Consider the following 23,003-nt stretch of genomic DNA (forward strand, 5'->3'; position numbering starts at 1 on the left):
ACTATAACAATTCTAAATGGGCAAAACTTAACATTAAGTTTTTTATTCCTTGATTATCAAAAGCTATTGTTATCTTATAATCTGCTCCAACTTTCATTGCAGTGATTATTGTTCCTTCTCCAAATTTTGAATGCTTTACTTTTCTTCCAGGAATAGCTGTTTCTGCTGTGCATAAATTTTGTTTATCCTCTTCATCAGATAAAATTTCTTTAAGTTTTTTATCAACAGCCAAAGATGATTTACTATTATATTTATTATAATGACTTCCTCTTATACTATGAGGATTAGAATATGCACTGTTTAATCTACTTCTAACCTTATCAACCTTTGAGGTTGCTTTATTTTGTTTTTGCTTGTTTGTTTCATTCATTATCATATTTTTCAAAGCTTCAGGTACTTCTTTTAAGAAATCTGATTCTTGATATGAAACAGTTCTACCAAAAACCATTCTGCTTTCAGCTGATGTCATATATAGCCTTTCTTTAGCTCTTGTTATTCCAACGTAACAAAGCCTTCTAGCCTCTTCCATTTCTTTTATCTTGTCAAAGCATCCCATACTTGGAAACATTCCGTTTTCCATTCCAACCATAAATACAACTGGAAACTCCAATCCTTTTGAACTATGAACTGTCATAAGCATAATACAATTATTCTCCTCGTCCATAGAATCCATATCTTGAACTAATGCAACTCTTTCTAGATATGCAGATAATGATTTATCCTCATTATTTTTTTCAAAATCTACAGCATCTGATACCAATTCCTTTAAGTTTTCAATCCTACTCTCATCTTCTAAGCTTTTAGACTCTTCAAGAGATTTTAAATATCCACTTTTCTCTAAAACATACTGTATAAGTTTTGAAACTGAAAGTGTTTGTGACATAACCACTAAATCTTCAATTATCTCTATAAATCTTTTTATTGGATTTATAGCTCTTGTTGTTAATCCAGGTATAAACTCAACATCAAGTAATGCATTATACAATGTACTCTCAATCTCATCTGCATGTTTTTGAATTTTTTCTATAGTAGCATCACCTATACTCCTCTTTGGAGTGTTTATAATTCTTCTTAAACTTATAGAATCTTGAGGATTAACTAAAACCTTAAGATATGCTAAAATATCTTTTATTTCCTTTCTGTCATAAAACTTAAGCCCTCCAAATATTTTATATGCAATAGCTGACCTTCTCAAAACTTCCTCAAATACACGAGATTGTGCATTAGTCCTATAAAGAATTGCAAAATCTCTATACTTTAATTCTTCTTCTTTTACAAGTTCCTTTATCTTAGATACTACAAACTCAGCCTCTAATTTATCAGAATAAGCTCTATAAATTCCTATTTTTTCTCCGTCATCTTCTTGAGTCCTTAAAACTTTTTGTTTTCTTTCACTATTATTTTTTATAACACTATTAGCCGCTTCTAGTATATTTTTCTTTGATCTATAATTTTGTTCAAGCTTAACTACAATTGCATCTGGATAGTCCTTTTCAAAATCCAATATATTTCTTATATCTGCGCCTCTCCATTCATAAATACATTGGTCATCATCGCCAACTACACATATATTTTTATATTTATCAGCTAAAAGTTTTACAAGTTCATATTGTGCCTTATTAGTATCTTGATATTCATCTATCATTATATATTTAAACTTGTTTTGATAAAATTCTAATATATCCTCATATCTCCTAAATAACTCTACAGTCTTAAATATCAAATCATCAAAATCCAATGCATTATTTTCTTTTAATTTTTTTTGATATAAAACATAAGCATCTGCTATCTTATTTTTTCTAAAATTCCCTTCATTTTCTCGTTTAAAGGTACTAGCAGTTATAAGCATATCCTTAGCTTTCCCTATTGTTGCTAATATTTCTCCATCAGTTATATCTTTTTCATTTATATTAAGTTCTTTCATTACATGCTTTATAAGAGTTTTTTGATCTGAAGTATCATATATTGAAAAATCTTTTTTATATCCTAATTTATCTATTTCTCTTCTTAAAATTCTTACACATGATGAATGGAAAGTTGATATCCACATATTATCAGCCTCATCACCAACTAAAGCTCTAACTCTATCTTTCATCTCTTTTGCCGCTTTATTTGTAAAAGTTATAGCTAATATATTGTATGGTCTTATGTTAAGCTCTGAAACCATATAAGCTATTCTATGAGTTAAAACTCTAGTTTTTCCTGACCCTGCTCCTGCTAATATAAGCACCTGTCCTTCAATTGTAGAGGCTGCAATGTATTGCTCCTTATTTAATAAGCTTTTTAAATCCACTCAAACCACTCCTTAATTTTATCTATATAGACATTATACCATACTACTTTACATTTTCCTTAACTCTATATTAATACTCATTATTATAATTATCCCTTTAAATCCAAATTTTAAAACTCAATAATAAAAAAGACTATTTGTACATTTTATAAATAGTCTTTTTTACTTATTTTTTTAGTTTTTATTTATGTACTTTTATATAAAATAAAAAACGTAACCCTTGGGGCCAGGTTACGTTAAAGCAATAAGCAATAAATAAAAAGGGGGCTATTCTTCCTTTTATTTATTCTTGCATAATAATTATATTAAATGCTAAAAAAAATTGCAATAGTTTTAAAAAACTTTCTTATATCATCTTTGAAAACAATATCAATTCTATTTTTCTTTAATTTTTATTAAAAACACTTGTTAATTTTGCAAGTTCTTCTGCAGTTATCTCTCTGTATTCCCCTTCCTCTAAACTTTCATCTAATTCTAATTCACCAAATTTTATTCTTTGAAGATATTCAACTCTTTTATTTCTAGCTATAAACATTCTTTTTACTTGATGAAATTTTCCCTCTTGAATTGTAACTTTTACCTCTGATGAGCCTTCAAAATTATTTATTATTTCAAGTTTTGCACTCATACACTTATACCCATCATCTAAAGTTATACCATCTTTAAAAGCCTTTATATCTTTCTCATTAATAGGTGCATTAATTTTGGCAAAATACACTTTATCTACATGATTTTGGGGAGAGATAAGTTTGTGATTAAGTTCCCCATCATTAGTTAAAATAAGAAGCCCTACCGTATCTTTGTCTAATCTTCCAACAGGAAATGGTTGAAATGCCTGATCTTCTGCATAAAGCAAATCAATAACTGTTTCATCTCTATTATCAAATGTTGCAGATACTACTCCTTGAGGCTTATTCATTAATAAATATATATATTTTCTATAAAATATTTCTTCTCCATTTATAACTATTTTATCTTTCTCAGGATTAACCTGCATGCCACTATCTTTTGCTAATAGCCCATTTACAGTCACCATTTTCTTTTTTATTATTTGTTTTAATTCTTTTCTTGTCCCATATCCTAAATTTGATAATACCTTATCTAATCTTTCCATAAAATTCCTCCTAAAGTTCTTTTACTTATTAATTTTATCTTATATTCAAAATTTATAAAACAAAAGAATATATTTTGTAAAAAAACTCCTTATTAAAGGAGCTTTTAAACCATGATTATATAACTTTAAATTCAAACATATCGTAATCTTCATAAGCACATTTTTTATAATGACTTTTCGCTAAAACTAAAACTCTGTAATCCCCTTCTTTAAGCGCTCTAAAAGTGTAATAATCTTTTCTACTATAATTTTGAACTAAATTCCAATCTCCATCTTTCATAATATAGTATTCATAGCAAACCTCAGTTCCACCATCACTTTCTACATTAAGTGTAATTTCTTCATTTAACTTAAATTCTTTCTTTTCTGAAATCAATCTCGTTGAGGTTATAGGCAGACAATCATTAACATAAAATTTCACTTCCTTTTTACTATCATATTCCGTTATACACTTCTTATTTTTAGCATAAATTTCAACAGTATATTTTCCTGAACATTTAGGTATAATATTTATTTTTTTGCTAACCTCATAATCAATTTCCTCAACTACTTGTTCATTTATTTTTGTTATATATTTTATTAATGTATCTTTAGTATTTTCGGTTATTATTTCTATATCCACCTTATCTCCCACCAAGAAATAACCATTAGATGGAAGTAATATATGTTCTATATTAGCTTCTAAATATTCCTTTACCCTAAAATATGAATTAGTATGAGTATCATATTCTTTCTCTGAATACTTATCCTTTATTTTTATCTCTAGCTTATATTCTCCCTCTTCCCTCGGAATAAACTCAATCCAATTCTTATCGCTATAAGCTGTACTTGCTATCACTATTTCATCTCTTGTAACTTCAAATGAATATCTAGTATTTTTTCCCCCATCTGTAATAACTTTAACATTTATAGGCTCATTTTTTATATAATTTTTTTCTTTACTAAAAACTATATCAGCTATTTTTATAGGTTTGGTTCTTTTCTTATCTATAACATAGTTTATCTGAGATAAAGTTTCGTATTCACCTTTAAATGATTCATCCTTAACCAAAAGAGTTATTAAATATTCTCCCTCTGCCTTTGCTTCCCAAAGAAATGTGGTATTTTTACTAAAACCTGAATCCTCACCTATCGGACCATCTATTTTAAATCTATATAAAAGATTTTTTCCTCCTTTTGCTAAGGCTTTTATAAGTATGTTAGACCCTATAACCTGTGGTGAATTTAAATCTGTATCAAAAGTTTTTAAGTTTATTGCTTTATATGGCTTTACTTCATAGACCATAACAGCCCTATCATCATATTCTCTATTTGAATACATATCTTTTATAAGACAAAGTAATTTATATTTTCCTGGAACTTCTTCTTCAAAAGATATGGTGTTTTTTGATGAATAATCCTGAATACTACATCCCTTTCCATCAGAATTTATTTTTACAAACTTATAAAGTGCTGTTCTATCATCTTCAAAACTACCCTTTACCTCAAAGGTCAATTGATTGTTTGCAACCATCTCTTTTGTAAGACACTTAAAATCCGTTATCTCTGGTCTTTCAAAATCACAAACTTTAAATGGTATTGTTCTAAAATCATCAAAATTATGAGTTGATTCTGGAATTTTACATTCAACTAAAAATTCAAATTCACCACTTCTATTAGCCGTATACGTAATTGTATCCTCTGGAGTATAATCTTTTATAAGCTTCCAATCCTGTTTACTGCCTATAAAATACCTAAACATAAGAGGAGATTTATATCCTTCGACTTTAATTGTTATTTTATCACCTATCTTAAACTTATTTTTTTCAATATATAAATCCTTTATAAGCTTATCATCATAATCTCCTATAGTTATACTTTGAGACACCTTATAATCAAATGGCTTCTTAGAATCTTTTCTCCTTGCTTGAGCTATTATCATATAATTTCCTTCTTCCTTTGGAACCCACTCTATATGTCCATTTTCATTTTTATCAAAATCACTTATAGTATCCCAAATTCCATCTTTACCTGCTAAAATTTTATATGTTAAAGCATCCTTAGTATTATTAGTAACTTTTATATCTACCCATTTATTATCTTTTATTATACCTTTTTCTTCTATTTCTAATAGCAAATCTCCCATGTATACCCTCCCCCAACTGTTAACAATCGATACATATATTATAAATTATATATTATTTGCCATATTATGTAAATAAAAATAAATGTTTTTTAATTTATTTGTTCCTAAATGTATAATAGTGTACTTTATTGTTAATAATAGTAAAGTGTTATAACACTATAAATCTCCTAATTTTATTATATCCATATAATAAACCATAAAAGCCTCAAATTATTTTGAGGCTTTCTAAATATTTTTATTACCTTTTATGATACTATTTATAGCTCTAGCCTTTTAATTTTATATATTTAAAAGTATTTATTTATAAAAACAAAAACTATACCAAAAATCTTGGTATAGTTTTTAAAACATATTAAATTTATAAACTTCTTTAATATTAAATTAAAGTCTATCTTCTAAAGTTTTCTTTAAATCTTCATATCCTGGTTTTCCAAGAAGAGCAAACATATTTTTCTTATATGCTTCAACTCCTGGTTGATTGAATGGGTTTATATTCATTATATAAGCACTCACACCACAAGCTTTCTCAAAGAAATAAACTAATCTACCAAAGTAGTATGGACTTATTTCTGGAACATTAACAACTAAATTTGGAACTTCTCCATCTGAATGTGCTAAAAGTGTTCCTTGAAATGCTTTTTTATTTACGAAATCAATAGTTTTTCCAGCTAAAAAGTTTAATCCATCAGCATCATTTTCAGTTTTTTCTATTACTATTTCTTTTGAAGCTTTTTCTATATTTATTACTGTTTCAAAAAGATTTCTTCTTCCTTCTTGGATATATTGTCCCATTGAATGCAAATCAGTTGAAAAATCTACAGCTGCTGGGAATAATCCCTTACCATCTTTTCCTTCTGATTCTCCAAATAATTGTTTCCACCACTCATTAAAGAAATGAACGCTTGGCTCATAATTTACTAATATTTCTATAGCTTTTCCTTTATTATATAATGCATTTCTAGCTGCTGCATATTTATAACAAACATTTTCTTTTAATGATGGATTAGAGTATTCCTCTCTTGCATCTTGTGCTCCTTCCATCATTTCATCTATATTAATTCCAGCTGCTGCTATTGGAAGTAATCCTACAGCTGTTAAAACTGAATATCTTCCTCCAACATCATCAGGTATAACAAAAGTTTCATAACCTTCTTCAGTCGCTAAACCTTTTAATGCACCTCTTTTAGCATCTGTTGTTGCATATATTCTCTTCTTAGCTTCTTCTTTTCCATATTTCTTTTCCATGTATTCTTTTAAAACTCTAAATGCTATAGCAGGTTCTGTTGTAGTTCCTGATTTAGATATAACGTTTAAGCTTATATCTTTTCCTTCTAAAACATCTAATAATTCAGATAAATAAGTTGAACTTATATTGTTTCCTGCATATACTATAGCTGGAGTTTTTCTTTCTGCTTTAGATAACATATTATTGAAGTTATGAGTTAACATTTCAATTGCAGCTCTAGCTCCTAAGTAAGATCCACCAATTCCTATAACCACTAAAACATCTGAATCATCTTGTATTTTCTTAGCTGCTTTTTTTATTCTTGCAAATTCTTCTTTATCATAATTTACAGGTAAATCAACCCATCCTAAAAAATCATTTCCAGCACCTGTCTTATTGTGTATCTTATCATGTGCCATATTCACAGCTTCTTGCATATAAGCTATTTCATGATCCTTTAAACTTAAATCTGCTTTTGATAAATCAATAGTTAATCCTTTTCTCATTAGATGTTGCCCTCCAAAATATAAAATTTAAATATTTTTATTAATAATCAGTATATTATTGCTTAGGAAAACATTTTTTCCATAAGAATATTATATCATAAATTTTTATGCATGTTTATTACTAAGTAGTTAATTATATTATTTTTCAATCTATTCACATATAAATACAGTATACCTCGTCAATACAATTTTAAACATAAAAAATCTAGTACACCTAATCATAGATATACTAGACCTTTATTTATATAAATGTGATTTTTTTGGCTAAGTTATTTTTTATTCCCATTCAATAGTTGCTGGTGGTTTAGAAGTTACATCATAAACTATTCTATTAACTCCTTTAACCTCATTAACTATTCTTCTAGAAACTTTATCTATAACCTCATATGGTATATGAGCAAAGTTTGATGTCATACCATCTGATGATGTTACAGCTCTTAATCCTACAGTGTGGCAATAAGTTCTTTCATCTCCCATAACACCAACTGATTGTATATTAGGTAAAACTGCGAAGTATTGCCATATTTCACTTTCAAGTCCTGCTAAAGCTATTTCTTCTCTAAATATAGCATCTGCTTCTCTAACTATTTCAAGTTTTTCTTCATTAACTTCACCTAAAACTCTTATAGCTAATCCAGGACCTGGAAACGGTTGTCTCCAAACTAAGTGATGAGGTATTCCAAGCTCTTCACCAACTGCTCTAACTTCATCTTTAAATAATTCTCTTAAAGGTTCTATCAAAGAAAATTCTATATCTTCTGGAAGTCCTCCAACATTGTGATGACTCTTTATAACAGCTGAAGTTCCAGTTCCACTTTCAACAACGTCTGGATATATAGTTCCTTGAACTAAAAAGTCTATTTGCCCTAATTTCTTTGATTCTTCTTCAAATACTCTTATAAACTCTTCACCTATTATTTTTCTCTTTCTTTCTGGATCAGAAACCCCTGCAAGCTTTCCTAAGAATCTATCTTGAGCATTTACTCTTATAAGATTCATATCAAAGCCTTCTCTAAATATCTTTTCGACTTCATCTCCTTCATCTTTTCTAAGTAGACCATGATCAACAAAGATACAAGTTAATTGCTTTCCAACTGCTTTATGAACTAAAACAGCAGCAACTGATGAATCAACTCCACCAGATAAAGCACAAATAAGCTTCTTATCTCCTACAACTCTTTTTATTTCAGCTATCTTTTCTTCTGCAAAAGATGCCATTGACCAAGATGGTTCTAAATCACATATATTAAGAACGAAATTTCTTAACATATCTTTACCAAATGGAGTATGCTCAACTTCTGGATGGAATTGAACTCCATAAAGTTTCTTTTCTTCATTAGCTATAGCAGCTACTGGACATACATCTGTATGTGCTATTATTTTAAATCCTGCTGGTGCCTCTGCTACGTAATCAGTATGACTCATCCAACAAACTTCTTCTTTTTCTATTCCTTTAAATAATTTAGATGAATTATCTAAATTCACATGACTTTTTCCATATTCTCTAACTGGTGCAGTATCAACTCTACCACCTAAAAGGTGAGACATTAATTGTTGTCCATAGCATATTCCAAGAACAGGCACACCTAATTCAAACACTTCTTTTTCTATTTGAGGTGTATCTTCTCCATAAACTGAGTTAGGACCTCCAGTAAATATTATTCCTTTAGGATTTTTATCTTTTATTTTTTCTATTCCATAGTTATATGGTACTATCTCGCAATAAACACCAAATTCTCTAACTCTTCTAGCTATAAGTTGGTTATATTGTCCACCAAAATCAATAACTAATACTAAATCTCTCAAAGTGTATCCTCCGTTAATTTTAAAATTTTATCTAATTTATCTTACCACATAGGCTATTGATTTACACTATAGTTTGGCGCTTCTTTAGTTATATTTATGTCATGAGGATGACTTTCTCTTATTCCTGAAGATGTTTGTGTAACAAAAGTAGCATTTTCATATAAATCTTCTAAAGTAGCCGCTCCTAAATATCCCATACCTGATCTTATTCCTCCAAGTAATTGGTATATTGTATCTGCAACATGACCTTTATATGCTATTCTTCCTTCAACTCCCTCTGGAACAAATTTCTTAGTTCCATTTTGGAAGTATCTATCACTTGAACCTTTTTCCATAGCTCCTAAAGAACCCATACCTCTATAAACTTTATAACTTCTTCCTTGATAAATTTCCATTTCTCCTGGCGCTTCTTCACAACCTGCAAATAATGAACCCATCATTGCAACTTGTGCACCACCTGCTAATGCTTTAACTATATCTCCTGAATATTTTAAACCACCATCTGCAATTACTGGAGTTCCTGTTTTTCTAGCTTCTTCAACACAGTCCATAACTGCTGTTAATTGTGGTACACCAACACCTGCAACTATTCTTGTAGTACAAATTGAACCTGGTCCTATTCCTACCTTTACACAGTCTGCTCCGGCCTCTACTAAATCTCTAACTGCTTCTGCTGTAGCAATATTTCCTGCTATTATTTGAAGATTTGGATATTTAACTTTTATCTTTTTAACTCCTTCTAAAACCCCTTTACTGTGTCCGTGAGCTGTATCTAAAGTTATAACGTCAACTTGAGCTTTTGCTAAGGCATCAACCCTTTCCATCATGTCTTTTGTTATACCAACTGATGCTCCACATAATAATCTGCCCTTAGCATCTTTTGCAGCATTTGGGAACGCTTTAGCTTTCTCTATATCCTTTATTGTTATAAGCCCCTTTAAGTTATTATCATCATCAACTAAAGGTAATTTTTCTATTTTATGTTGTCTAAGAATTTGTAAAGCCTCTTCTAAACTAGTTCCTTCTTTAGAAGTTACTAAAGGTGCCTTTGTCATTACCTCTGAAATTTTTTTATTATAATCTGTTTCAAAAACGATATCCCTATTAGTTATAATTCCAACTAACTTACTTCCTTCAGTTACAGGAACACCTGATATTCTATATTGTGCCATAAGGTCTAAAGCCTCATTAACTGTATGATTTGCAGTTAATGATATTGGATCTGTTATAACTCCATTTTCTTGTCTTTTAACTCTATCAACTTCTCTAGCCTGTTCTTCTATAGTCATATTTTTATGGATTATACCGATACCACCTTCTCTTGCAATTGCTATAGCCATTTTAGATTCTGTTACAGTATCCATACTTGCACTCATAAGAGGTATGTTTAATGTTATAGATTTTGTTAATTTAGTTTTTAAACTCACTTCATTAGGTAAAACTTCAGATTTGTTAGGAACTAATAATACATCATCAAAGGTATAAGCTTGTTTTAATATTCTTGCCATTTTTTTCACTCTCCATTACTATTTTTAATATCCATATTTGTTAAAAGAATAGATAATATTACCGATTTTAATAAAATTATAAACTCAATGTCTTTTGCTAAATCATCTTTATTATTAACTTACTATTTATTACATAAAAATAAATATTAAAAAATCAAAAAAGACGTATTAACTCTATAGTGAAGTTAATACGCCCAAAACTATTCAAAAACGCTTTAGACTATATTAAATTCACTCATAGACGGAATTTTAAGGTTTCCGGTAGAGACACCCTGCCATATTCAGGGTTTATACGAGCGATTTATTTTATCATTAATTTTTTTAATTATAATTCATGATATAAAAGTTGTCAACGACTGTAATTGTATTCATTTATATTCATAATATTTGTATAAATTTATTTTTAATCACTCGTTTTTTATATACAATTAATAAAAATTATAATTTTTATTATGTTTTTTATTAATTTTTATCTAATATTATTAATCGGTACATATATTACCCACACTTACAACGATATTACTTCCTCCTTTGTTAACAGAAATTTTATATAACTCATCATTATTACTTCTAGGAGGTTTTACATCATTTAAAGCACTATTTAAAGTCTTAATTTTGTCTGAATTTTTATCTAGCCCATTAATACCTTTATTTTCACCAGTCGCATTATAAGTTAAGTTTACTGTCTGCTTTGATGCATCTATAGTTTCATCTATGACAAACGTAGTTATAATTCTTTTTATTGCCTCACAACTTTGTTTATCTACCTTCTCATTAACACTAGTTTTAATAGATGTAAAATTAGGAACTGCAATAAATGTCATTGTAGCTATTATAGCCAAAACTACCATAAGTTCAACTAAAGTAAATCCTTTCTTTCTTTTTATTAAATTAATATTTTTCATATAAACCTCCCATACCAAAGTGATTTTAATTTCATAAATTTTATATTTATTAACTAGAATATTGCTTTATATAAAATTAAATTATTTATGTTTTATAGATATTAATTTCAAGTAATACATTATCTTAGTTAAAAGGTGAGCAAAGATAAATAATAATTAATTATATCTTCATAAAAAATGACAGATACAAATGTCGCTATAGACATATATGGAACAAATGCAACATATTGTTGCCTATTTTTTTTAATATATTTTATAATGGCTACACAGGATACTAATAATATTGATAAATACATACTTAAAAACACTACTCTCAATTCTAAATACAAACTTAAAATTAAAAATATCTCCAAATCTCCATAACCAATTCCATCAATTTTCTTTATCTTTTTAACTATAAACATAATCCCGTATATTAGAAATAATGGAATTATTACTTTTAAAAACATTGATAATATTTCTTTACCATTTAAAATATCTAAAATAAAAAACAATACTCCACTAACTATCCCAATTATTGAAACATTAAAAAAAACGTATTGAGTATTGTAATCAATAAAAGACGACACCATGAGAATAGAGAACAATAAGCCATATTTAATAAAATTTAATGAAAAATTAAAATATTTAAGCAATACTACAAACATAATTCCTGTTAAAATTTTTATTATGACATGCTGTATCCCTATGTTTTTATTACAGTTCTTACACTTTCCTCTTAAATTTAAAAAACTTAATAATGGAATTAAATTGTAATATTTTAACTTACTATTATAATTATTACAACAATAATTAGGATATAAGACACTTTTTTCTTGTGGTATTCTATCTACGCAAGTACTAAAAAAATTTCCCAAAACCATTCCATAATAAAATACAAATATATATTTCAAAAGAATTCTCCTCTTATCTCTTTTATATTAAATATTGACACATATATCATTTCATATTCACTACATAAAAAAAATAATGCTTGCAATACATTTCTTGCAAACATTATTTTATAAATTTTATAATCCCAAAATATTAGGTATAAATAAACTTATTTGTGGTATAAATGTTACTAACATTAAAACTGTAACTATAGCTACGTAAAAAGGTAACATGTGTTTTATTACATTTTCTATCTTAGTTTTTCCAACTTTACAACCTACAAACAATGTATTTCCAACAGGCGGTGTAATATTTCCTATACAAAGATTAAATACTAGCATTATACCAAATTGCACTGTGTCCATTCCAAAATTTTGTGCTATTGGTAATAATATTGGTGTAAATATTAAAATAGCTGGAGTTAAATCCATAAATGTTCCTACTACTAACAATAAAATATTCATTGCTAATAATATTAACACTTTACTACTTGAAATTCCCAAAATAAACTCTGTTATTATAGTTGGAATATTAGTAAAAGCAAGAACCCATGACATTATTGATGAAGCTGCTATTAAAAATATTATTGTTCCCGTCATTTGAACTGATGACATAAGTATTCCCTTTATATCTCTTAATTTTATTGTTCTATAAAATACAAATGCTAATAAAAATGAATATACAACTGCTATTGCAGCAGCTTCTGTTGCTGTAAAAATTCCACCTAAAATTCCACCTAAAATTATAACTATTAACGATAAACTAGGAATTGCATCCCAAAGAACCTTACCAACTATTTTTGCCGTTAATTTATCCCTTTTTACTGTATAGTTATTTTTCTTAGCTAAAATGTAAGCAACAACCATAACACTGACACCCCAAAGAATTCCTGGAATATATCCAGCCATAAATAAAGCTGCCACTGATGTACCTCCGCTTACAAGCGAATATACAATTAATGAATTACTTGGAGGTATTAATAGTCCTGTAGGAGCTGATGATATATTAACAGCTGCACTATAGTCTACATCATATCCTGCTTCTTTTTCAATAGGAGCCATCGTTCCACCAATTGCTGCACAAGCCGCAACACCCGAACCGCTTATAGAACCAAATAACATATTTCCAACAACATTTGTATGTGCCAAAGAACCGGGAAGTTTTCCTGCAAGTAATTTAGCTACATTTACAAGTCGTATCGCTATCCCTCCTGAATTCATTATATTCCCTGCAAGAACGAAAAAAGGAATTGCAAGAAGTGAAAATGAATTTATTCCTGTAAATATACGTTGAGATGCTGTAAATACAGCATTCTCCCATGGAAGTGCTGCTAAGACACCTATGACCGAAGATATTCCTATCGTTACAGCTATCGGCACTCCCACAATAAGTAATACAGCAAATACTACTAAAAGCAATAATCCAGTTGTTAATGCTAAACTCATTACTTTTTACCTCCTACTAACAATTCATTTTTAACACCTTTCACCTTTAAATTTATTAAATTAGATTTTTTCTTTTTAAGATTAGTAAAGTCTTTTTTTAAGCTTATCAAATTTAATAAATTGTATGCACACGTAAACAATCCCGAGAATGGTAATGCTAAATATATATACCCCATAGGAATTTGTAATGATGATGATGCTTGTGCCATAGATAAACTACACATTTTAAACCCACCAAAAATTAACACAAGTGCTGAAAATCCTAAAATCACAATCTCAGCAAAAATTTTTAACTTTATTTTATTACTTTCACTAAATTTATCAAGAATAAAAGTAACTTTCATATGATCTTGCTTACCAAAAACATAAGCTGCTGCAAATAGAGATGTCCAAACAAATGCTATAAGCGTTAATTCTTCTGTAGCAGTACTTGGATTATTTAAAATATAACGCGATATTACTTGCCATGATGCAGTAAGTGTCATTAGAACTAATAATGTACAACAAATAGTTTCTAAAAATTTATCAAGAATTTTTCTTAAACCACTCATTTTATTTCTCCCCTTAATAATTAATTAAAATTTTATTTATGATTATTTTATTCTTCTGTCTCTTCTAAAACACTATCCTCTTCATATTCTTTGGCTTTTGCAACTTCAATTCCCTTTGCTTTTATTTTATCGTATATAACCTTCATATTCTCATCCTGAGTATACTCTGCATGTAAATCAGCCATTTTATCTTGAAATGGTTTTACATCAGGATAATAAAATTCAACGCCCATTTTTTCTGCTGTAACCTTAGCCTCTTCTACACTCTGTTCCCATTTTTTAATTTCCCATTCATTTGCAAGATTTGCTGCCTCTATAAATATTTGTTTTTCTTCGTCAGTAAGTCTGTCTAGTAGACTTGTACTAATAATTAAAATATCTGGCAACATAGCATGCATATTGTATGAATACACCTTGGCAACTTCGCCATGCTTATTATTAACAAGAGCTAACTCGTTATTTTCAGCTCCATCTATAACACCTTGTTGTAAACCTGTATAAACCTCTCCAAATGACATTGGTGTTGGTGACGCTCCTAACGCTTGCAACATTTTTACATTCGTTGGACTTGTTTGAACTCTTATCTTTAATCCCTTTAAATCATCTGGTGTTTGTATAACTTTATTTTTAGTATAAATGTTTCTAACCCCTGCATCGAACCAAGTTAATCCTACAAATCCACTACTCTCTGTTGAATTAAATACTTCTCCCATAATATTTTCATCATTCATAACAGCATGATAATGCTCAATACTGTCCATTATATATGGGAGATTAAACACTGTATATGCACTATTAAATGCTTCAAGAGCTCCAAGTCCCGCAACAACCATATCTACTGCTCCTGTTTGTGTAAGTTCAATCGTTTGTGTTTGTGGGCCTAATAATTCATTAGGAAATATTTGAACGTCTATATTATTATTTGTTTTTTCTTCTATATACTTTTCTAATTCAAGTAAAGCACCATGTATCGGATGATTTTCATTTTGAACGTGTGCTACCCTAACAACCCTTTTAGCTGTATTACTTTCAGCATTCGTACTAGACGTTTGACACCCTACAAATCCTAATGAAAATGTACTAACTACACTAATAATTAATAACTTAGCTATTAATCCCCTTTTTTTCATAACTTTCCCCTTTAAAACAATATGTTATTTTCAAAAACTCACCTAATACCCTTTTAGTTAATAAATTAAAAGAATATAAACCCAATTATTTATTAATATCATTTTGTCAACCTTTACATAAAACATTGACTTTTAACATCAAACATTTTATATTTAATCCTCCCCCTTTATAAATATATATTAAATACTTATAAGTAAATTATATTATATTTTTAAAACATTTACATATTTTCTTGTCGACAAATATTTCACAATTTATTATTATAAATGCTTAAATCATATATTATTTTTATATAACAATTCTATTGTCTATCAATCAAATTAAAAAATTATATTAAAAAAGCATATCTTTTAAAGTTTTAGAAAACCTAAATACTTGAAAAGATATGCTATTAACACTACTCTTTAATTTAATGCACTAATCCTGCGCTTTATTTTAGTACATTCCTTCCATTCCACCCATTGCTGGATTTGGCATTGGAGGATTTTTTTCAGGAATATCAACTACAGCAGCTTCTGTTGTTAAGAATGTTGAAGCAACTGATGCTGCATTTTGAAGTGCTGATCTTGTAACTTTTGTTGGATCAACTATTCCTGCTTTAATCATGTTTTTGTATTCATTTTTTAAGGCATCATATCCCATGCCTTGTTCACTATTTCTTACTTTTTCTATTATAATAGAACCTTCAACCCCTGCATTATGAGCAATTTGTCTCATTGGTTCTTCTAAAGCTCTAACTATTATATTTATACCTACTTGAACATCAGCTACATCAGAAGTTAACTCAGCTACTTTATTTATAACATTCACATAAGCTGTTCCACCACCTGGAACTATACCTTCTTCTATCGCAGCCTTTGTAGCAGCTAAAGCATCCTCTATTCTTAATTTTCTTTCTTTAAGCTCTGTTTCAGTTGCTGCTCCAACCTTTATTACTGCTACACCACCTGCTAATTTAGCTAATCTTTCTTGTAATTTTTCTTTATCAAATTCAGAAGTTGTTTCCTCTATTTGCATTCTTATTTGATGAACTCTATTTTTAATTTCTTCTTTGTTTCCTCTGCCATTTACAACTGTTGTGCTTTCTTTAGTTACTTTAACACTTTCAGCTTCCCCAAGCATTTCCAATGTAGTTTCTTTTAAATCTCTTCCAAGTTCTTCTGAAATTACTGTACCACCTGTTAAAATAGCTATATCTTGTAACATTTCTTTTCTTCTATCACCAAATCCAGGAGCTTTAACAGCAATACATGTAAATGTTCCTCTTAATTTATTAACAACTAGTGTTGCCATAGCTTCTCCTTCAATATCTTCAGCTATGATTAAAAGTTTTCTTCCGTTTTGAACTATTTGCTCTAATAGTGGTAATATATCTTGAATATTAGTTATTTTCTTATCTGTTATTAAAATATATGGATTATCTAATTCAGCTTCCATTTTTTCTGTATCAGTTACCATATAAGCTGAAACATACCCTCTATCAAATTGCATACCTTCAACAACATCAAGTTCTGTTTCCATAGATTTTGATTCTTCAACCGTTATAACGCCTTCATTACCTACTTTCTCCATAGCATCTGCAATTAGCTTACCTACATTTTCATCTGCCGCAGAAATTGCTGCAACTCTTGCTATGTCCTCTTTACCCTCTATTGGTTTAGATATAGATTTAATCTCCTCTACTGCTTTATCTACTGCCATTTTTATTCCACTTCTTATAAGCATTGGATTTGCACCAGCAGTAACATTTTTTAATCCTTCTCTCATTATAGCTTGAGTTAAAAGAGTAGCTGTAGTTGTTCCGTCTCCTGCTACATCATTAGTCTTTGTTGCAACCTCTTTAACAAGTTGTGCTCCCATATTTTCATATGCATCTTCAAGTTCTATTTCACGTGCTATAGTTACACCATCATTTGTTATAAGTGGTGAACCAAATTTTTTATCTAATATAACGTTACGTCCCTTTGGTCCTAAAGTTACTTTAACGGTATTAGCTAGCTTATCAACACCCTCTTGCATAGCTCTTCTTGATTCTTCACCAAATAATATTGTTTTAGCCATAAATAAAAAACCTCCATTTACTTTAATTTTATTTTTAAATTTTAATTACTCTACAATCGCTAATATATCATCTTGTTTTAAAATTGTATATTCATTACCTTCTACCTTGACTTCTGTTCCTGAATATTTTGAGTATAAAACCTTATCCCCTACTTTTACTTCCATTTCTACTCTTTTCCCATCAGACATAGCTCCAGGTCCTACCGCTACAACTTGAGCTTCTTGTGGTCTTTCTTTAGCTGCACCAGTTAAAACAATACCGCTTTTTGTTGTCTCCTCAGCTTCTAATTTTTTTATAACAACTCTATCTCCAAGTGGTTTGATATTCATTCAGAACTCCTCCTCAAATTTACAAATTAAACATAAAGTTTTTAGCACTCACTAATCAAGAGTGCTAATATTTAATATTATAATAGACAATTTATGAATTAATTTCAACAGTAAAGATTTGCATTTTATTAATTTAAATCTTTATTTTTAATTAAATCCATTGATTATCTCCTATTATCTTATCTTTACTCTATTTTTCTATTTAAAAGAAAATTAATAATTTTATTATATTTTTTGTAAATTATGTTAATAATATTATTATTAATTTTTAACAACGATTAACAAACATAAAAGTTTATAATCTTTAACAACTATTTCTATTTATACTAATCATATTAATTTATTATTACTAAATAAAAAATTTTTATTTATAAATTTTATCTTATGTACAAAAGGAGAATTAATTTTGATAAAAAAAATTGGATTTATAATATATTTATTTATTTCATCAATATTATTTTCTATTATTTTGGTTTTGAATTCATCAATACTTATACACAAATTATTTGTAAAATCTACAAATTTAAACCTAAAAATAAACTTATCTTCTAAATATATATGCTCAGATTATAAAAATATTATAAACTATTTAAGATTTCCTTGGATAAACAATTTAGAATTAGATTACTTTTCTATAAGTAATACTGCCTATATTCATTTTCAAGAAGTAAAAAATATTTTTTCAATAATTTTTACAATTGCTTTTATTATTATCTTTATCTCAATAATCCTCTACTATTTTTATGAAAAATCATTTTTTATGAATTTAATTAAAAATTTTAATTATTATTTTTATTTTATTATTTTATTTATTTTCATTCTTTTTATTTCCTTGTTCACTAATTTTTCTTCATCTTTCACTATTTTTCATAATATATTATTTAACAATAATTACTGGATTTTTAATCCGATAAAAGATTCTGTAATATTAATCTTCCCTGAGGAATTTTTTATGATATGTGTATATTTTATATTAGCAATCATTTTACTTATTTCTTTTATATTAAAACTATATTATCATAAGATAAAAATAAAAAAGGGATTTTAAAATTTAATCCCTTTTTCTCTAGCATAATAAAAAAGATACTGTTGAGCAAACCCTGACAATTCCCCAAATTTTTCTCTAGCAAATACCCTTATTTTATTTAATGATGTATCATTAGCTCCATAAAAATGAATCATTGCTCTTTTTACCCATATATCTACAGGAAATGCAGAATATTTTTGCATAGAAAATAACATTATACAATCAGAAACTTTTGCACCAATTCCCTTAAATTCTTGAAGTGCTTTATGGCAATCATTATCTGACATATTTTTTATTTTTTCTAAATCATATTTTTCTAGCAACTCCTCAATAATTTCTTTTGATTCATCCAATTTTTTTTCTTTAGCAAGGTTGCACATATATATCTTATTTGTTGTATCTACTATATATTTACTTCTAAAAGAGCCTCCTAAATTTTTTATTTCCTCTACACTAGCTTTAGAAAGCTCTTCTATTGTTGGAAAAGCATAATATATCTTTCCTTTATAGTCTAATTTTTTCCCATAAGCTTCACATATATTATTTATCGTTTTTGATATTACAGGTATACTATTTCTAGCTGATATTATATATGATATTACAAGTTCAAAAGGATCCTGATTTAAAATTCTTATTCCATATCCATATTCGAGTGCAACTTTTAAAATTTCATCTTGAGATAAAATGTCTTTTATTTTTGAATAATCTCTCTCTAAATCAAAATATTTAATCCATATATTTTTAAAATCTTCTTCACTTGCATTATATATAGTTACTGTATCATCCTCTTGAAGAACTTCTATAACTCTTCCATAAGCCACTCCAATATAATTATTTTCTTTTTCTTTTTTCCACCTAAAACATTGTCCACACTCACAAATTTGCTTTATATTAAAGTTTTTAATATTATTTATTACTACTTTGTTATCTAAATAGTGTATATCTAATCCCATTTCACTATATTTTTCCTTTCACGTTCAATTATCCTTGCTAAAATTTTTCCTGCCTCTTCTAAAATGTAAATACATCTTCTATCATCATTCTTTTTATATCTTTCCTTAAGTTCATCGCATTTATACGTTTTTAAAGTTTCATGAAACCTTTGCATAAATTCTTTTGTAAGTTCTTTAACTATGACACTTTCATGACCTCTATCCTTTGTAAACATAATACCTATCGTTGCTACTGCTCCAGAAGCTACCCCACAAACTCCCTCTATCGCCATTCCTCCACCAAATCCTGCCATTATTTTAAATTCTCTTTTAGAAAGCCCTAAATCGTATTCTTCATTAGCAGCATAAAGCATACACTCAGCACAGTTTAAATCATATTTTTTATCCCAATATTTATTTATTAAATCTATTAACATCTTTCTTTTCCTTCTCTATATTAAACTTCTTCAAATTCAACATCTATTGCATCTTTATTATTAATATCTATATTACTTTTCTTGTATGAACCACTTTTTGAATTTCTTGTTTTATAATAACCCTTATTATAATTATTACTGTTAGCTTTATCATGAATGTTTCTATTGTTTAAATCATTAAATTCTTTAACAATTTTATACCCAACCTTTGCAGTATCTATGGTTTCTTTTGCCATATGCACAACATCTTTAGCAGTATTAATATATTTTTTAGTATTAACTTTTAAAACATTATATTTTTCTTTAATTTTATTTACCATTTAATAAAACCTCCCTAAAAAAATAGGTTTATAAAACAAAAATAATGCAATTATTAATGTTTTATATATTATACACCAATAATTACACTATTCAAATATACAAAAAAACTACTTAATACCGTTTCCTCTTAAATATTTATCTATAGCTTTTGCAGCTTTTTTTCCAGCCCCCATAGCCAATATAACTGTAGCTGCACCAGTTACCGCATCTCCTCCTGCAAATACACCATTTATTGAAGTTTGCCCTGTTTCTTCACACGCTACAATACATTGCCCCTTACTTACATTTAATCCCTTAGTATTAGATGTAATAATTGGATTAGGTGATGTACCTATGGACATTATCACAGTATCGACATCTAAAATAAACTCAGATCCTTCAATCTCTACTGGTCTTTTTCTTCCTGAACTATCCGCACCCTTAAGTCTCATTTTTACACATTTCATTGCCTTAACCCAACCTTTATCATCTTGTATTATTTCAATTGGACTAGTTAAAACTTTAAAGTCTATTCCTTCTTCCTTAGCATGATAAATCTCCTCAGCTCTAGCTGGAAGTTCATCTTCGCTTCTTCTATAAACTATTGAAACTTTCGCTCCAAACCTTAATGCAGTTCTTGCTGCATCCATCGCTACATTTCCTCCGCCAACTACCGCTACTTTTTTCCCAATTTTTATAGGAGTATCATAATTTTCATCAAAACCTTTCATTAAATTATTTCTAGTTAAAAATTCATTAGCAGAAAAAACCCCATTAGCATTCTCTCCTTTTATTCCCATAAATTTAGGAAGTCCTGCCCCTGACCCTATAAATACAGCTTGAAATCCTTCTTCAAAAAGTTTTTCAATACTAACCGTTTTTCCAACAATAACGTTTGTTTCTATCTTTACACCTAATTTTTTTACATTCTCTATTTCATGTTTAACTATCTTATTCTTAGGCAATCTAAATTCTGGTATACCATATACTAAAACTCCACCAGCTTCATGTAAGGCTTCAAATATAGTTACATTATATCCAAACTTAGCCAAATCTCCAGCACAAGTAAGACCTGATGGTCCACTTCCAACTATAGCAACTTTTTTATTATTTTTATTTATATCATACGTTATTGAAATATTATTCTCTATCATATAATCCGCAACAAATCTTTCTAATTTTCCAATCGCAAGCGCTTCGCCTTTTAATCCTAAAGCACATTGACTTTCACATTGAAGTTCTTGCGAACAAACTCTACCGCATATTGCTGGAAGTGATGATGATTTCCCTATTATTTTAGCAGCTTCTTCTATATCTCCAATTTTAATTTGTTTAACAAACTCTGGAATATCTATATTCACTGGACATTTTTCCTTACATTTAGCCTTTTTACATCCTAAACATCTGTTAGCTTCAAGCAGTGCTTCTTCTTTACTATACCCTAAGCATACTTCCTCAAAATTTTTAACTCTAATTTTAGAATCTTGTTCTCTCAAGGGAATTCTTTTAGAATTTATCATTATTTATCACCTCCACACATTCCACATCCCCCACTATGAGTTTTTCCCTCAATATTTTTTAAATATTTTTTTCCTTCTTCAGTTTTATATATGCTTTGTCTTTTCATTGCTTCATCAAAATCTATTTTATGAGCATCAAACTCTGGACCATCAACACATGCAAATTTAACCTTTCCTCCAACAGTTACTCTGCAAGCACCACACATACCTGTCCCATCAAGCATTATTGGATTTAAACTCACAACCGTAGGAATATTCAATTTTTTTGTAAGACGTGCTACAAATTTCATCATTACCATAGGTCCAATGGCAACCACTAAATCGTATTCTTTATTTTTAATATTTACTAAATCATTTATTTTATCTGTTACAAGTCCCTTCATTCCATATGAACCATCATCCGTTGTAATATAAAGATTACCTACCTCATTTTTAATTTCATTTTCAAAAATTAACATATCTTTATTTTTAGCCCCAATAATGACATCTGCTTTTATCCCTTTAGAATTTAACCATTTAACTTGAGGATAAATTGGTGCAACTCCAACACCTCCAGCTACGAAAAGTATCCTTTTATTTTTTAAACAACTTATATCTTCATTTACAAATTGTGATTCAACACCTAAAGGTCCAACAAAATCTCTAAAATAATCACCTTTATTAAGCAATGACATTCTTCTAGTTGATTCACCAACAACTTGAAACACTATTGTTATTGTTTTTTTATCCTCATCATAATTACATATAGTTAAAGGTATTCTTTCCCCTTTTTCATCTATCTTAGCTATTATAAATTGTCCTGGTTTTGCAGCTTTAGCTACTCTAGGAGCTTTTATATTCATAAAATAAATACTTTCAGCTAATTGTTTCTTCTCAACTATTTCATACATGCAATTCCCTCCAAATAATTCACA

The 23,003-nt window shown here is 28.5% G+C and carries 19 protein-coding genes and 1 riboswitch; of the genes, 1 reads left to right on the forward strand and 18 read right to left on the reverse strand.

The features are described from left to right. Nucleotide 1 precedes the first annotated feature (1 nt). The 13 genes from pcrA to groES all read right to left on the reverse strand — a co-directional run bounded on the left by pcrA (nt 2) and on the right by groES (nt 17,873). Nucleotides 2-2,293, reverse strand: a complete 2,292-nt coding sequence (pcrA, locus tag DR020_RS04315) for a DNA helicase PcrA (RefSeq protein WP_112365365.1) — start codon at nt 2,291-2,293, stop codon at nt 2-4. Between the two features lie 385 nt (nt 2,294-2,678). Then, the gene (locus DR020_RS04320; RefSeq protein ID WP_112365366.1) at nt 2,679-3,407 is read right to left on the reverse strand and encodes a pseudouridine synthase; all 729 of its coding nucleotides are present in this window, start codon (nt 3,405-3,407) and stop codon (nt 2,679-2,681) included. A 115-nt stretch (nt 3,408-3,522) separates the two neighbouring features. Beyond that, entirely contained in the window at nt 3,523-5,532 is a 2,010-nt protein-coding gene (locus DR020_RS04325) for a triple tyrosine motif-containing protein (protein WP_112365367.1), read from the reverse strand. Nucleotides 5,533-5,913: 381 nt separating this feature from the next. Then, nucleotides 5,914-7,263, reverse strand: coding sequence for a glucose-6-phosphate isomerase (locus DR020_RS04330; RefSeq protein WP_055260062.1), 1,350 nt, complete (start codon nt 7,261-7,263; stop codon nt 5,914-5,916). Nucleotides 7,264-7,539: 276 nt separating this feature from the next. After that, the gene (gene guaA / locus DR020_RS04335; RefSeq protein WP_112365368.1) at nt 7,540-9,069 is read right to left on the reverse strand and encodes a glutamine-hydrolyzing GMP synthase; all 1,530 of its coding nucleotides are present in this window, start codon (nt 9,067-9,069) and stop codon (nt 7,540-7,542) included. A 53-nt stretch (nt 9,070-9,122) separates the two neighbouring features. Further along, a complete protein-coding gene (guaB, locus tag DR020_RS04340) occupies nt 9,123-10,577 on the reverse strand; it encodes an IMP dehydrogenase (RefSeq protein WP_112365369.1) in 1,455 nt (484 codons plus the stop codon). Nucleotides 10,578-10,795: 218 nt separating this feature from the next. After that, a riboswitch (purine riboswitch) is annotated at nt 10,796-10,893 on the reverse strand. Nucleotides 10,894-11,059: 166 nt separating this feature from the next. Beyond that, nucleotides 11,060-11,482, reverse strand: a complete 423-nt coding sequence (locus tag DR020_RS04345) for a type II secretion system protein (protein ID WP_055260059.1) — start codon at nt 11,480-11,482, stop codon at nt 11,060-11,062. A 128-nt stretch (nt 11,483-11,610) separates the two neighbouring features. Continuing rightward, nucleotides 11,611-12,375: a prepilin peptidase gene (locus tag DR020_RS04350; RefSeq protein WP_058993830.1), complete on the reverse strand. Its 765-nt coding sequence runs from the start codon at nt 12,373-12,375 to the stop codon at nt 11,611-11,613. Nucleotides 12,376-12,492: 117 nt separating this feature from the next. Beyond that, entirely contained in the window at nt 12,493-13,800 is a 1,308-nt protein-coding gene (locus DR020_RS04355) for a TRAP transporter large permease (RefSeq protein WP_055260057.1), read from the reverse strand. Then, the gene (locus tag DR020_RS04360) at nt 13,800-14,351 is read right to left on the reverse strand and encodes a TRAP transporter small permease (protein ID WP_070101207.1); all 552 of its coding nucleotides are present in this window, start codon (nt 14,349-14,351) and stop codon (nt 13,800-13,802) included. Before DR020_RS04360 ends, DR020_RS04355 begins: the two co-directional genes overlap by 1 nt. 47 nt (nt 14,352-14,398) lie before the next feature. After that, the gene (locus tag DR020_RS04365) at nt 14,399-15,481 is read right to left on the reverse strand and encodes a TRAP transporter substrate-binding protein (protein WP_112365370.1); all 1,083 of its coding nucleotides are present in this window, start codon (nt 15,479-15,481) and stop codon (nt 14,399-14,401) included. Between the two features lie 436 nt (nt 15,482-15,917). Continuing rightward, on the reverse strand, nt 15,918-17,543 hold the full coding sequence (gene groL / locus DR020_RS04370; RefSeq protein WP_055260055.1) for a chaperonin GroEL: 1,626 nt from the start codon (nt 17,541-17,543) through the stop codon (nt 15,918-15,920). Nucleotides 17,544-17,588: 45 nt separating this feature from the next. Then, the gene (groES, locus tag DR020_RS04375; RefSeq protein ID WP_112365371.1) at nt 17,589-17,873 is read right to left on the reverse strand and encodes a co-chaperone GroES; all 285 of its coding nucleotides are present in this window, start codon (nt 17,871-17,873) and stop codon (nt 17,589-17,591) included. Between the two features lie 406 nt (nt 17,874-18,279). Here groES and DR020_RS12730 point away from each other — a divergent pair, with 406 nt between their 5' ends. After that, the gene (locus DR020_RS12730; RefSeq protein WP_160110448.1) at nt 18,280-18,921 is read left to right on the forward strand and encodes a TIGR01906 family membrane protein; all 642 of its coding nucleotides are present in this window, start codon (nt 18,280-18,282) and stop codon (nt 18,919-18,921) included. On the opposite strand, the gene DR020_RS04385 is transcribed toward DR020_RS12730, so the two are convergent. From DR020_RS04385 to DR020_RS04405, 5 genes are all read right to left on the reverse strand, one after another. After that, the gene (locus DR020_RS04385) at nt 18,918-19,853 is read right to left on the reverse strand and encodes a DNA-3-methyladenine glycosylase family protein (protein ID WP_055260052.1); all 936 of its coding nucleotides are present in this window, start codon (nt 19,851-19,853) and stop codon (nt 18,918-18,920) included. The genes DR020_RS12730 and DR020_RS04385 overlap by 4 nt on opposite strands. Next, on the reverse strand, nt 19,844-20,269 hold the full coding sequence (locus tag DR020_RS04390; RefSeq protein ID WP_112365373.1) for a C-GCAxxG-C-C family (seleno)protein: 426 nt from the start codon (nt 20,267-20,269) through the stop codon (nt 19,844-19,846). Before DR020_RS04390 ends, DR020_RS04385 begins: the two co-directional genes overlap by 10 nt. Nucleotides 20,270-20,289: 20 nt before the next feature. Continuing rightward, nucleotides 20,290-20,589 (reverse strand): hypothetical protein, encoded by a 300-nt coding sequence (locus DR020_RS04395; RefSeq protein ID WP_112365374.1) that lies wholly within the window; start codon nt 20,587-20,589, stop codon nt 20,290-20,292. Nucleotides 20,590-20,697: 108 nt separating this feature from the next. Further along, nucleotides 20,698-22,089, reverse strand: a complete 1,392-nt coding sequence (gltA, locus tag DR020_RS04400; protein WP_112365375.1) for an NADPH-dependent glutamate synthase — start codon at nt 22,087-22,089, stop codon at nt 20,698-20,700. Continuing rightward, nucleotides 22,089-22,979, reverse strand: a complete 891-nt coding sequence (locus DR020_RS04405) for a sulfide/dihydroorotate dehydrogenase-like FAD/NAD-binding protein (RefSeq protein ID WP_112365376.1) — start codon at nt 22,977-22,979, stop codon at nt 22,089-22,091. Before DR020_RS04405 ends, gltA begins: the two co-directional genes overlap by 1 nt. Nucleotides 22,980-23,003 lie beyond the last annotated feature (24 nt).

The organism is Sarcina ventriculi, assembly GCF_900456775.1.
Lineage (GTDB): Bacteria > Bacillota > Clostridia > Clostridiales > Clostridiaceae > Sarcina > Sarcina ventriculi.

Bases quoted from the DNA above. Each gene is read 5' to 3' on its own strand.
- DR020_RS04355 (WP_055260057.1), bottom strand. From the start codon at position 13,800: ATGAGTTTAGCATTAACAACTGGATTATTGCTTTTAGTAGTATTTGCT.
- DR020_RS04365 (WP_112365370.1), bottom strand. From the start codon at position 15,481: ATGAAAAAAAGGGGATTAATAGCTAAGTTATTAATTATTAGTGTAGTT.
- groL (WP_055260055.1), bottom strand. From the start codon at position 17,543: ATGGCTAAAACAATATTATTTGGTGAAGAATCAAGAAGAGCTATGCAA.
- DR020_RS04345 (WP_055260059.1), bottom strand. From the start codon at position 11,482: ATGAAAAATATTAATTTAATAAAAAGAAAGAAAGGATTTACTTTAGTT.
- DR020_RS04325 (WP_112365367.1), bottom strand. From the start codon at position 5,532: ATGGGAGATTTGCTATTAGAAATAGAAGAAAAAGGTATAATAAAAGAT.
- DR020_RS04320 (WP_112365366.1), bottom strand. From the start codon at position 3,407: ATGGAAAGATTAGATAAGGTATTATCAAATTTAGGATATGGGACAAGA.
- guaB (WP_112365369.1), bottom strand. From the start codon at position 10,577: ATGGCAAGAATATTAAAACAAGCTTATACCTTTGATGATGTATTATTA.
- DR020_RS04385 (WP_055260052.1), bottom strand. From the start codon at position 19,853: ATGGGATTAGATATACACTATTTAGATAACAAAGTAGTAATAAATAAT.
- DR020_RS04330 (WP_055260062.1), bottom strand. From the start codon at position 7,263: ATGAGAAAAGGATTAACTATTGATTTATCAAAAGCAGATTTAAGTTTA.
- gltA (WP_112365375.1), bottom strand. From the start codon at position 22,089: ATGATAAATTCTAAAAGAATTCCCTTGAGAGAACAAGATTCTAAAATT.
- DR020_RS04405 (WP_112365376.1), bottom strand. From the start codon at position 22,979: ATGTATGAAATAGTTGAGAAGAAACAATTAGCTGAAAGTATTTATTTT.
- groES (WP_112365371.1), bottom strand. From the start codon at position 17,873: ATGAATATCAAACCACTTGGAGATAGAGTTGTTATAAAAAAATTAGAA.
- DR020_RS04390 (WP_112365373.1), bottom strand. From the start codon at position 20,269: ATGTTAATAGATTTAATAAATAAATATTGGGATAAAAAATATGATTTA.
- DR020_RS04360 (WP_070101207.1), bottom strand. From the start codon at position 14,351: ATGAGTGGTTTAAGAAAAATTCTTGATAAATTTTTAGAAACTATTTGT.
- DR020_RS04395 (WP_112365374.1), bottom strand. From the start codon at position 20,589: ATGGTAAATAAAATTAAAGAAAAATATAATGTTTTAAAAGTTAATACT.